8 protein-coding genes are annotated in these 12,449 nt (G+C 58.9%); 5 read left to right on the top strand and 3 right to left on the bottom strand.

Features of this window, described 5'->3' with window-relative positions; genetic code table 11:
- Window positions 1-4 precede the first annotated feature (4 nt).
- Entirely contained in the window at window positions 5-3,154 is a 3,150-nt protein-coding gene (locus C5Y96_RS26055) for an efflux RND transporter permease subunit (protein WP_105359511.1), read from the top strand.
- Window positions 3,155-3,162: 8 nt separating this feature from the next.
- Here C5Y96_RS26055 and C5Y96_RS26050 read toward each other — a convergent pair whose 3' ends face one another.
- Both C5Y96_RS26050 and C5Y96_RS26045 read right to left on the bottom strand, forming a co-directional pair.
- Window positions 3,163-4,323 carry a TIGR03364 family FAD-dependent oxidoreductase gene (locus tag C5Y96_RS26050; RefSeq protein WP_105359509.1) on the bottom strand — a complete coding sequence of 387 codons (1,161 nt, stop codon included), beginning with the start codon at window positions 4,321-4,323 and terminating at the stop codon, window positions 3,163-3,165.
- Window positions 4,324-4,337: 14 nt separating this feature from the next.
- Window positions 4,338-4,844, bottom strand: coding sequence for a shikimate kinase (locus C5Y96_RS26045; protein WP_105359507.1), 507 nt, complete (start codon window positions 4,842-4,844; stop codon window positions 4,338-4,340).
- A 242-nt stretch (window positions 4,845-5,086) separates the two neighbouring features.
- Here C5Y96_RS26045 and C5Y96_RS27545 point away from each other — a divergent pair, with 242 nt between their 5' ends.
- Window positions 5,087-5,260, top strand: a complete 174-nt coding sequence (locus tag C5Y96_RS27545) for a hypothetical protein (RefSeq protein ID WP_158261436.1) — start codon at window positions 5,087-5,089, stop codon at window positions 5,258-5,260.
- A gap of 184 nt (window positions 5,261-5,444) precedes the next feature.
- Here C5Y96_RS27545 and C5Y96_RS26040 read toward each other — a convergent pair whose 3' ends face one another.
- Window positions 5,445-6,593, bottom strand: coding sequence for a Gfo/Idh/MocA family protein (locus C5Y96_RS26040; RefSeq protein ID WP_105359506.1), 1,149 nt, complete (start codon window positions 6,591-6,593; stop codon window positions 5,445-5,447).
- Window positions 6,594-6,809: 216 nt separating this feature from the next.
- On the opposite strand from C5Y96_RS26040, the gene C5Y96_RS26035 reads away from it, so the two are divergent.
- From C5Y96_RS26035 to recQ, 3 genes are all read left to right on the top strand, one after another.
- Window positions 6,810-7,970, top strand: coding sequence for a xylose operon transcription regulator XylR (locus C5Y96_RS26035; protein WP_105359504.1), 1,161 nt, complete (start codon window positions 6,810-6,812; stop codon window positions 7,968-7,970).
- A gap of 99 nt (window positions 7,971-8,069) precedes the next feature.
- Window positions 8,070-9,689, top strand: a complete 1,620-nt coding sequence (locus tag C5Y96_RS26030; protein ID WP_105359502.1) for a hypothetical protein — start codon at window positions 8,070-8,072, stop codon at window positions 9,687-9,689.
- 200 nt (window positions 9,690-9,889) lie between these two features.
- Entirely contained in the window at window positions 9,890-12,085 is a 2,196-nt protein-coding gene (gene recQ / locus C5Y96_RS26025) for a DNA helicase RecQ (protein WP_105359500.1), read from the top strand.
- Window positions 12,086-12,449: the final 364 nt, after the last annotated feature.

Genomic DNA, 12,449 nt, shown 5'->3' with positions numbered 1-12,449 from the left:
GTCCATGTTCAACGCATTTTATCGCGACCAGCGGATGCTCGTCCTGGCCATTGCGGTCATCATCGTGGCCGGGCTTTCTTCGTACTTCGTCCTTCCACGCCTGGAAGACCCCACGCTGACGCCCCGGTTTGCTATCGTCACCACGCTATTCCCCGGGGCGCGCGGCGACCGTGTCGAGGTTTTGGTCAGCGATCGCCTGGAAGAAGAACTGCAAGAGGTCGAAGAGATCAAAGAGATCCGCTCGACCAGCCGTGCCGGGGCTTCGTCGATGGTGATCGAACTGCGCGACGACGTGTACGAAGTCGGCGAAGTCTGGTCGCGCATTCGCGATAAGATCGACGACGCCAAGGTAAGTTTCCCCGAAGGGGCCAGCGAGCCCGATATCGAGATGATCACTACCAAGGCCTACGCCTCGATCGTGGCGCTGAAGTGGACCCAAGATAGCGACCCCAGCTACGCCATTTTGCTGCGACTGGCCGAGCAACTGGAAGATCACCTCCGCAGTGTACCTGGCACCGAAGACGTCGAACTGTTCGGCGAACCGGAAGAAGAGATCTCGGTAGAAGTCGACCCCGCTCAGCTGGCCAGCATCGGTCTTACCGCGGCCGATGTCGCCCAGCAGCTTGCTGCCAGCGACGCGAAGCTTTCCGCTGGCCAGGTCCGCTCGACGCAATCGAACTTTCTGATGGAAGTCGACAGCGAGTTGGACTCGATCAACCGCATCGCCGAAACTCCGGTGCAGTATGGCCAAGACGGCAAGTTTGTCCGCCTGGGAGATATCGCCCGCGTCAACAAGGGGATCGCCACGCCCCCACGGCAAATGGCCATCATCGACGATCGGCCGGCCGTCACGCTCGGGACACTCGTGCGTAGCGATTATCGCCTCGACGTCTGGAACACCGACGCGCAGAAGGTCATATCCCAGTTCGAGGCTGACTTGCCCAAGGGGGTCGAGCTGGCCCGCATGTTCGAGCAAAGCCCCTACGTGGAAGGCCGCCTGACCAACTTGCTGTGGAACCTCGCCATCGGTGGCGCGGCGGTGGTGGGGGTGATCCTTATGCTGATGGGATGGCGAAGTGCGATCGTGGTGGGCACTGCCTTGCCGCTTTCCGCCTTCATGGTGCTGGCCGGCATGCGGTTCATGGAGATTCCCATGCACCAGATGTCGATCACCGGGCTCATCATCGCGCTGGGGCTGTTGATCGACAACGCGATTGTGATGGTCGATGAAGTCAAAACACGCATGGAAGAAGGGGACGACGCAGCCCATGCCGTGGCCAGCAGTGGCCGCCACCTGGCGATTCCGCTATTGGGAAGCACGCTGACCACGGGCCTGGCCTTCGCCCCCATCGCCTTGATGCCTGGTCCGGCGGGCGAATTTGTCGGCACGATCGCCATCAGCGTGATGCTCGCGATCGGAAGTTCGTTCCTGTTGGCCATGACCGTCACGCCAGCCCTGGCGGCGCTGTTTGTCAGTTCTAAAGACGACCACGACCGTCACTGGTGGACTATCGGCCTGGAAAGCCCACGGCTGGCCGCCGTGTGGCGCAACACGCTCGACTTCCTGCTGGCCCGCCCGGTGCTCAGCATCGGGCTGTCGGTCGTGCTGCCGATCTTGGGCTTCGTACAAGCCCGGCACCTGCCTGAGCAGTTCTTCCCGCCGGCCGATCGCAATCAGTTTCAGATCGAACTGGAACTGCCGCCGCAAGCGGCGATCGAACACACGGCCAGCACCGCCCGAAAGATCAGCCAGATTGCCAAGTCGCATCCGGAAGTGACTGACATCGACTGGATCCTTGGCGAGAGCGCCCCGTCGTTCTACTACAACATCGTCCGTCGCCGCGAGAACAACGCACCCTACGGCCAGGCGATCGTGCAACTGAAGTCGGCCGAAGGGGCCGCCCAGATCATCAACACGTTGCAGCAAGAGTTCAACGAACATGTGCCAGAGGCCCGCGTGCTCGCGCGGCAATTGGAACAAGGCCCGCCGTTCGATGCACCGGTCGAACTTCAACTGTTCGGTCCCGATCTTCAAGTCCTGCGAGCACTCGGCGAACGCGTTCGTGCTGAACTGGCCCAGATTCCCGAGGTCACGCTCACGCGCAGCGACCTGGGAGACGACCTCCCCAAGTTCGCGCTTGTATTGGACGAAGAGAAAACACGCCTGGCAGGTCTCAGCCATACGCAGGTCGCCCAGCAATTGGCGGCTTCCACGGAAGGGGCCCTGGGGGGAACGGTTCTCGAAGAAACAGAAGAATTGCCGGTACGCGTGCGGGTTCCAGTGTCTTACCGAGCAAGCCTGGCCGACATCGCCTCGCTTGATCTGGTGATTCCCGGCACGAGCGGCGAAGGGAAGCTGAATACCGTCCCGTTCTCGGCGGTGGGTGCCTTGGAGCTGAAGCCAGAGATCTCGGCCGTCACGCGCCTCAATAACTTGCGAATGAACGAGGTCAAAGCGTACGTCCAAGCGGGCGTGCTACCATCAGTGGTGCTGGCGAAACTGGAAGACCGTCTCGCCGCGTCCGGCTTTGAATTCCCAACCGGCTACCGCATGGGACTCGGTGGCGAAGCGAACGGACGCGATCAGGCCGTGGGCAACTTGATGTCCAGCGTCGGCGTGCTCATGGTCTTGATGGTCGCCACGCTGGTGCTGTCGTTCAGCTCGTTCCGGGCTGCTTCGCTTATTGGGGGCGTGGGGTTGTTCTCGGTGGGGCTGGGCCTGGCGGCGCTATGGATCTTTGGCTATCCGTTCGGGTTCATGGCCATCGTCGGCACGATGGGGCTGGTGGGAATCGCGATCAACGACTCGATCGTCGTGCTGGCCGCGCTCCGCGAAAACGACGAAGCCAAAGCAGGCGACCCAGTGGCCATTCGCGAGGTCGTTATGCGGGCGACACGGCATGTCGTGGCGACCACCGCTACGACAGTCGTGGGTTTTTTGCCGCTGGTGATGTCAGGCGGCGGGTTCTGGCCACCGTTGGCCGTGTCGATCGCCGGTGGTGTCGTCGGTGCGACCTTGCTGGCGTTGACATTCGTGCCCACCGTACACATGGTGATGGCCAACCCAGCAGTACTCAAGCTGCCGTGCTTGCGGCTGCGGCGAAAAGAAACGAGCACCGCGATACAGCACGATAGTGCCCCCGTATATTCCTGAACGCCGTCCTAGCTGCTGCCGAACGCGTCCCACTGTGGCGCGTTTTGCCAGCTCTGGATGACCGATTCGGACAAGGCCAGCGACAGGGTCATTCCGTTGCCGCCGAAGCCGTTAACCACGAGGACTTCCGGGCGAACCTCACGTACGAAGCACATCTGCCGCGGATGCTTGGCGTACAAGCCGTGCCAGCGGCGAACGATGTTCCAGGTTGGAATGTTCATGATCTTCTGAAGTTCCCGCAGCATCAGCGCGTCGATTTCTGCCTTGTCGACCGGCTCGACGTCGTCATCGTATTCGTGCGAATCCCCCAGGATCAAACCCCCGTTGTCGGCCTGCGAGGCCATCACGTGGATGCCATAGCGATCGAGCTCGGGCGAGTCTTTCGCAAAACGCTCTTTCACCGCGGCCAGGGAAGGGCAGTCAGCGAAAGAAGTATAGTGGCGCAGCGTCAGTCCGCTGGCGATGTGCGGCCCCAGCTTCCACTCGGCAGGCTGCGCTTCGGTGAGCATCATCTGCAGCTTGCATAGTCGCAGCTTCTCGGCCGTGTGGGCTTCAGGAAACAGATGCCGAAAATAGGCCCCGGTGGCAATCACGATCCGCTCGGCCGTCCAGGTCTGGCCGTTGGAAGCGGTGACCTGCCCGGTGTCGACCTGGGTGATGGGTGTGTCAAAGTGGAATGGAATGTTGAGCGTTTCGGCCAAGTAGGCCGTCGCCAGGCGAATGGCCGTCGGAGGTGTCACCCGCAATTCGGTGTGCGAATAGAGACCGCCCTTCAGGCCGTTTGAATTGGCGGCTGGGGTCAGGGCCGCGATGCGTTCTGGCGTTACCAGTTCCAGTTCGAGCCCTGCGGCAGCAGATGAACCGGCAAACTCGTTGAGCACGGCCCACTCGTCGTCGTGATGGGCCAGGTGCAGCGAGCCACACGGGTCGACCGCGAAGCCAGCCGCCGCGCCCAGTTCCAGCCACAGCTTACGGCTGCGCACGGCGAGTGCCCGCTGTGCTCCCTGGGGCTGACCGATCGGCCAGACCATCCCGAAGTTGCGGATACTGGCTCCTTCGGCGCGAGGGCTGTTATCGAACACCGCCACGGTCTGTCCCAGTTTCGCGGCCGCCCAGGCATGCCCCAGGCCGACAATCCCACCCCCAACGACAATCAGGTCGTAATGCATCGCGATAGTCCCTATTACAGTGCCGCTTCGATCAGTTCGCAAATTTGCTCGACATTCAGGCCGTCGCACTCGATGGTGATCTCGGCGTACTTTTCGTACAACGTGTTGCGTTCATGCAGCAGTTGTTCCAGGCTCTGACCGGGTTTCAGGGCGATTCCGCGGGTAGCCATGTTCGACAGACGCTGCTCAAGCGTCTTCAGGCTGGTCTTCAGAAAGACGATCTTGCCTAGCTTTTGAAGGTGAGCCATCCCCTCGGCCCCGTAGCAAACACTACCGCCGGTCGCGATCACGTGATGGTCGACACTCAGGCTCAGCACCGCGTCTTCCTCGATCTGGCAGAAGCGGTCGAAGCCGTCCGTATCCATGATCTGCTGCAGCGTCCGCTGTTGGCTGGTCTGGATAATCAGGTCGGTGTCGACGAACTGCAGGTTGATCCGCTTGGCCAGAACGACCCCAATTGTGCTTTTGCCTGACCCAGGCATCCCAATCAGCGTGACGTTGGTTCCAGCTTCAACTGCCATAATGACCCTACATGGGGGAAACGTTTGCGTAAAATCGTTCCTTTTATCTCACGGCATAACGGGCATTTTGCCAAGGCTTGAAGCCCGAAAATAGGACCGAAACGGCAGAGAATTTACGGACTTCCTGAATTTCGTTACTGACATTCAAAGAGGGATAGGAGCTATGCCACCGGCGAGGGTAGAATTAGCCGGTTCGGATTCGCGTGAATCCATAAATCTATGTCCCTGAGGCATTGTTCTATATGACCAAAAAGACCGAGATCGAAAACAAAGTTGCGATCAAACTGGCTCTCGCCGCGAAGTACCGCCGCCTGGCAACGCTGACCCATAGCGACCCGGCTAAGGCCAAGTTTCTCCGCCGCAGCGAATGTTACCAGCGTCAAGCTGGCGTGATCGGCAAAGGCCTGGCTGTCTAAGCCTGGGCCGAGCAAAGCGATCGAGACAGGCTCGATCGCTTGACTGAACCTGGAACGCTTTGCACAACCCCATCGGTCTTCAAAGCGTTCCTCTCTTTCTCGCTTCGAACGAAAAAAGCGGACAGCAAAAGCCCGGGGCAGGCTTCGACGGTCCGCTTCATGGTTCTAGCGACCAGGCCGCGTCTTAAGAAGCGGTCACCGCTTTCTGGGCCTTTGGCTTCTGTAGCGTGAATTCTGGCAGGCGAACGATCTCGCCCCCCTTCATGGTCGACTCGTGGGCACAAATACCAACGCAGGTCCAGTTGGCCGAGGTCACCGCGTTGGGTAGTGGGTCGCGGTCTTCCAGCAGCGAGCTAATCATCTCATTGACCAGGTGTGGGTGCGAACCACCATGGCCGCCACCTTGGATGAACGACAGGTGAGCCGCGTCTTCGATCGACTGCGTAAACTTCTGGATCGGTTCCGGCAGCAAGTGCGCGAAGTCGGGGATCTCGACGTGGGAAGCGATTTCATGCTCTGGCAGCTTGGCCGTATGCAGCACGTGTGGCTCTCCTTCGACCAGCGACCACTCGAAGCTCTTCTTGGTACCGTAGACGTCGAAGCTTTCACGATACTGACGAGCCGTATCAAACAGGAATCGCCAGATGTGCGCCGAGATGTCGGTGTCTTTGATCTTGATATGGCACGATTCGACGGCGTAGGGGTTGCCAGACTTCTTGGCCAGTTCGTTGTTGATACTCCCCGAGCCAAAGCAACTAACGTATTCCGCCAGGCCATCCACCAGGCCCAGTACCGGGCTGACCACGTGCGTGGCGTAGTGCATGGGGATCATGCGTTCCCAGTATTCAGGCCACCCTTGCATGTCTTGCGGGTGCGAGGCCTGCATGTACTGAATCTTGCCTAACTCGCCCGTTTCGTAAAGCTGCTTGATGTACAGGTACTCGCGGCTGTAAACAACCGTTTCGGCCATCATGTACTTCAAACCGGTCTCGGCAACCTTCTCGACAATCTGACGGCATTCGTCGATGGTGGTGGCCATGGGCACGGTGCACATGACGTGCTTGCCGGCATCCAGGGCCTTCAGCGACATCCAGGCATGGTCTGGAATGGGCGAGTTGATATGAACGAAGTCAACGTTTGGATCTGCCAGCACATCGTCGTATTCGGTGTATAGCTTTTCGATGCCGAACATCTCGCCCGACTTTTGCAGCGCTGCTTCGTCGCGGCGGCACAGGGCGTAAACGTTTGCGTTGGGATGAGCCTGGTAAATGGGAATGAACTCGGATCCAAAACCCAATCCGATCATTGCTACGTTAAATGTCTTTTCGCTCATTGGAATTACCTGGAGGGGATTTGACGAGGTGAATGGCAGTACCTTAGCCCCTACTAACAGAGCAGAAATCCAACCTGATTGCTATGAGAAAACTTGCACCAGACATTAGCTATTTCACAAAGCAGGAGGATTCTCTGCCATAAATAGGCTATCATAATGATCCTCCGTTCCCTTTTCAAAAATCACTCCTGCTGCTTATCAACTCAGAGGACGACCATGATTCAACCTCGCAAGGAGGTCGCTCTATTGATCGAGACCTCCAACGAGTATGCCCGAGGTCTCTTGGATGGCGTGGTGCGATACATGGAAGAGTACCAGCGCTGGTCGATCTTTCTGCCTGAGCAAGGTCGTGGTGCGAAGCCACCGAAGTGGCTTAAGCAGTGGAACGGAGACGGCATCATCGCGCGGGTCGAAACGCCTGAGATCGCGGCCGCACTCAAACAGTTGAACATCCCCATTGTCGACGTCAGCGCCGCGCGCTTGATACCCGAACTTCCCTGGGTCGAGACCGACGATCGGGCCATCTCGCAAGTGGCGGTCGAGCATCTTTTGCAGCGCGGGTTTTCCAACTTCGCGTTTTGCGGCGATAGCACCTTCGCGTGGAGCAAGCTCCGTGAAAAGTATTTCGTCGAAGCGCTGGCCGAGCACGGCCACGGTTGCCATGTGCTCGATCTGCCCACTGGCGAAGACGGTAAGAACTCGACCCCTAAAAACGTGCAGAAGCTCGACCGCTGGATCGAACGCCTGCCACAGCCAATCGGCATCATGGCCTGCTTCGATATCCGCGGCCAGCTATTGTTGGAAGCGTGCCGCGAATTGGAGATCGACGTGCCGCGCCAGGTTGCGGTGATTGGGGTCGATAACGATCGTCTGCTGTGCGATCTCTGCTCGCCGCCGATGTCGAGCGTCATCCCCGACAGCCGCCGCACTGGCTTCGAAGCGGCCAAGCTGTTGGATCAAATGATGAAAGGGCAAACGCCGCACGAGATGAAGAAGCTGATCCCACCGTTGGGCATCGCCACCCGCCGCTCGACCGACGTGCTGGCCACCGAAGACCCGCTGGTTGGCATGGCGATGCAGTTCATTCGCGAACATGCGTGCGACGGCATCAACGTGGGGGACGTACTAAAAGCGGTCGATAGCACCCGCCGCATTCTCGAGTACCGCTTCAAACAAATCACCGGACAAACGCCGCACGAAGCAATCGTCCACCAACGCCTCGATAAAGTCCGTCAATTGCTGCACGACACCGACCTCAGCATCGGCGACATCGCCGACCGCGCCGGCTTCGAACACGTCGAATACATGAGCGCCACCTTCCGCAAAAAAACCGGCCTCTCGCCAACGGCGTACCGCCGTAAGGTGCAACCGAATTAGTGCCGGTAGAATTTGGTTTCAGGTTTTGGTTGCTTTCGGCTTGGGGATCTCAAATAATCAACGCTCAGAACACCAACCCCATGTGCTTCGAGTCCCTGAATGAGATTCCCCCTCTTCGCGCTGCTGATGGCCGCTGTACTGCTCGGTTGTCAGGATGCGACTTCTCAACCCCCGCCTGAGTTCTCCTCGCAAAACACCGGTCAGGCCCTGATCGATGCCAGGGCGATCATCGCCAGACTGAAAACGCTGCCGGTATCCCAGCCCTCGACGGCTGAGGAGGTGGAGGCAATTCAGCAAATCGCCGTAACCATTCGTGAATTCGACGACTACGACTCACTCTCGCACGCGCTGCTGCGCGACGAAGCTATTCCGCTACTGCTTCCTCACTTCGATCAGATGTTACCCCAAGCGGAAGACTTCGAAACGAAGCTTGCGATTGAAGAGCTGTTGCATGTCTTCTGTCTGTTTCAAACCGATGAGACACTTCGGCGCGTCGTTCAGATGACAAAGCAAGATCTTCCACTCCGGTCGGAGTTGTGGGACGAATACATCTGGCGGTTTCATCCCGGCACCGCCAACTACGAAGCGTTCTGGACAACCATGCTCGGCGACTGGCCAGAGAACGAAGTCGTTGCCATCGCGCTTCTTTCCCAGTCCAACATCCACGCGCTCGATCAGGAGATGCCCAGCCATCGTCACCCCTTCGATTCGCCTGAGGGGTTACAACACCTGCGTGCGTGCCTGCAAACCTCCCAGCAAATTCCCGCCGGCTACATCCAGAACAGTTGGGAAGTCGACGGCGATAATCCCTCCGCCGAAGCGGCCAAGTACGCGGCCGAAAGCCTCGCCTTTATAACGTCGCCAGACCGCGATGAACTCATGCAACTCGCCCAGCAGCATCCCGCGGCGGCCGTCCAACTGGAAGCTGCCTGGGCCGGGGCGAAGTTGGGCCGGCAATCTGGCCTGGATGAGCTCGTCCGCCGAACGCACGAGCTTCCCCTGTCTCTCACTGCTCAGAATTACCTGGAAGATGTCGGCCGAGCCGATCTGATCCCCAAAACGTGCTTCGACGAAGAATTCCAGATCCAAGCCTTTTGTGCTCAGGAACTTGCATCCACTTTTTTTAAGCCAGGCAAGATCGAGTCGATTGAAATACTCGCACGGCAAAGTTTGCTTTGGCCCCTCGAACGCATGCAAGTGATCTTGGTCTCGTATCGAATCCAGTTCCAAGATGGGGACAATTCCTGGGTGGTTGAAGATGTCGGACACCTGTGCAACTCCCGATTTCAGGCCAGTTCGCAGGCCATTCCCATTTTCAACAAGAAGTCGCCGGGCGATCACCTGGCCGGGTTCTCTGTAAACGATATCTATGGCTACAAGGTGACATGCCAACTCGACCACACATACGTAGTCAGCGACAAAGCCTTTACCGAAGCTTATGCCGAAGGGGACAAAGCACTTTCCGGTGACGAAAGCCTGCCCGATGGCAGTGGTAAACTGGTTGGCAGAGCAGCGATTGATCTACGATCGGACAATTACCCCAAGGCCGCCGCAGCCATCTTCGAGACCAACAACGACGACCGCGATGGTTGGACCGTCCTCGATAAAAACGGTACGACCTTCTACGCGAAAGAAGAGCTTCCCGCAGCAGCCACGGCGAAACATGTCTTACGGATGCACATCGGCCGAAGCTACCTCTCCCTCCCCAGACGCGACTAACGCAAATCTCCTGTCCCCTCGCCCCCACGGGAAGAGGGCCAGGGTGAGGTGGCGAATCAGGTACCTGCCATCCACTGCTTGTACCCACCACGGTTGCCACCCTGAATGAACACCTCTACACTAAACGTTCCTCGCTGATGGCGATGCGAAGGACGGATCGCGCGGGGCAGTTCTCGGTTCTCGCGCTCTAGGCTCAAATCATGGATTCATCGTCGCCAGCCACTGCCGAAGATTTGCTGGCGACCATGCACAAGTACTGGGGGTACGAACAGTTTCGTCCCTTGCAGCGCGAGGCAATGGAGTCGGTTCTCGAAGATCGCGACTCGGTCGTCGTCATGCCCACCGGTGGTGGTAAGTCCCTCTGCTACCAGGTGCCCGCCCTCTGCAAACCGGGCGTCGCGGTGGTGGCTTCCCCGCTTATCTCCTTGATGAAAGACCAGGTCGATGCCCTCACCGCGTGCGGCATTCGCGCGGCCTGCATTAACAGCACCGTCACCCCAGCCGAGCGCCGCAGCATCGCGGCCGACATTCGCAGCGGCGACACGAAGCTGGTGTACCTCGCCCCGGAACGCTTGCTCTCGGAGCGTACGCTCGACTTTTTAAGCAGCGTCGATGTCTCATTCTTTGCCATCGACGAATCGCACTGTATCAGCGAATGGGGGCACGACTTCCGCCCCGAATACCGCATGATGCGAATGCTCAAAGATCGCTTCCCTGGCGTTGGCGTTCACGCCTATACCGCCACCGCCACCGAGCGCGTCCGCAGCGACATTGCCCAGCAGTTGGGTCTGGTCGATCCCGAACTCCTGGTCGGTTCGTTCGATCGGCCGAACCTCAACTATCGCATCGAGCGCCGCAAAGATCGCTTCGCCCAGATTCGCGAAGTTGTCTCGCGGCACGCCAACGAGTCAGGCATTGTCTATTGCATTCGCAGAACCGACGTCGAAACGATCGCCGAGCAGCTGAACGACATCGGCATCAAGGCCCACCCTTACCACGCTGGCCTCAGTGACGAGCAGCGTCAGCAGCATCAGGAAGACTTCATCCAGGAACGCGTCGACGTGGTGGTCGCGACCGTTGCGTTCGGCATGGGCATCGACAAGTCGAACGTCCGTTACGTGGTGCATGCCGGCATGCCCAAATCACTGGAAAGCTACCAGCAGGAAAGTGGCCGCGCCGGACGCGATGGCCTCGAAGCTGAATGCGTGCTTCTTTATTCCAGCGGCGACCTGGTCACCTGGAAACGCATGCTGGGGGACCTGCCTGATTCCGCCCAACAGGCCGCGTTCCATTCGCTCGAAGCGCTCGATCACTTCTGCATCGGTACCGAGTGTCGCCACCGGATGCTGGTCAGCTACTTCGGCCAGGATCTGGCAGACGCCGAATGCGAAGCATGCGATGTCTGCCTGGGCACCGTCGACCTGGTGGAAGATGGGCTCATCCTGGGGCAAAAGATCCTCTCGTGCATCGTCCGCACCGGCGAACGCTTCGGAGCCGATCACAACGCCAAGGTGCTGTGCGGTTCGCGCGACAAACGCGTGCTGGAACTGGGGCACGACGAGCTAAGCACCTACGGTCTGCTGCAAGATCAAAGCATCCGGGCGGTGCGTACCTGGATCGAACAACTCGCCGGCCAGCGTTTCCTGGTCAAGTCAGGCGAATTCAACGTATTGAAACTGACCGAAAGTGGGCGCGAACTGCTGCGTGGCGAGGTCACCCCAAAGCTCACCCGCCCCGATGCCGACGCCGACGACAAGCCTACCCGCCGCAAGCGGAAAGGGGACGACTGGGAAGGAGTCGATCGCGGCTTGTTCGAGTCGCTCCGTACGCTGCGACGTGACAAGGCCGAAGAGGCTGGCATCCCGGCGTATATCGTCTTCGGTGATAGTTCGCTGCGCGACATGGCCCGGCAACGTCCCTCGACGATCGAAAGCTTTCGCCTGATCAAAGGAGTCGGCGACAAGAAGTGCCAGGACTACGGCGAGGCCTTCACGCAGCACATTGCCCAGTACTGCCAGGCCGAAGGGGTGGAAGTCGACGCGATGGAGACCGAGGTGATCGCCGCCCCCCGCCGCGAGGCACCCAAGAACCAATCCCCAAAACTGAAAGACGCATTCACGCTGTTCGCCAAAGGGAAAACGGTGGACGAAGTCGCCGCGATCATCGAGCGAGCTAACTCCACCGTGCAGGGCTACCTCCAGCAGTTCATCAAAGAACAAAAGGTCGAAGATCCCACGGCCTGGGTAACCGGCGAAACGGCCCGCCGCATCGAAGACGCTTACCAGGAATGCGGCCAAGGAGCACTCCGCCCCATCTACGAACACCTGGGCGAAGAAGTCTCCTACGAAGAAATCCGCCTGGTAATCGCCTGCCTCCAAAACCGCGACAACCCTTAACACCTACGGTCCTCTCGTCACGTACCAGGTACCAACTCACCAACAACCCCAATCATCCGGGTGCCACGCCCAAGTCCGCTTGGGCGTGCGAACCAGGTACCCGCTCTCTCACATTCCAAGAGAAAGACCATCCGCGTAATCTGCGGTAAATTCCTTCCTCATCGCGCGTCCTCTTTTCTAGTTACAAACCGACTTTCTCGCCCGTTTTCCCCCAAATAAAAACTTCCCAAAATCACGCCAACAAGCCTGTACATGAGTACACACAGGCAGGTATCTTATATCTCACAAGCGGCAAAGACCTCCGCAAACAAGATCTCTCACGGCCGACCAGCGAGACGAATTTCTCCCGTCGCTTGAGTCAGGC

Origin of the sequence: Blastopirellula marina (assembly GCF_002967715.1) — a bacterium.
Classification (GTDB): Bacteria; Planctomycetota; Planctomycetia; order Pirellulales; family Pirellulaceae; genus Bremerella; species Bremerella marina_B.
This window is presented reverse-complemented; position numbering and strand designations above follow the sequence as displayed.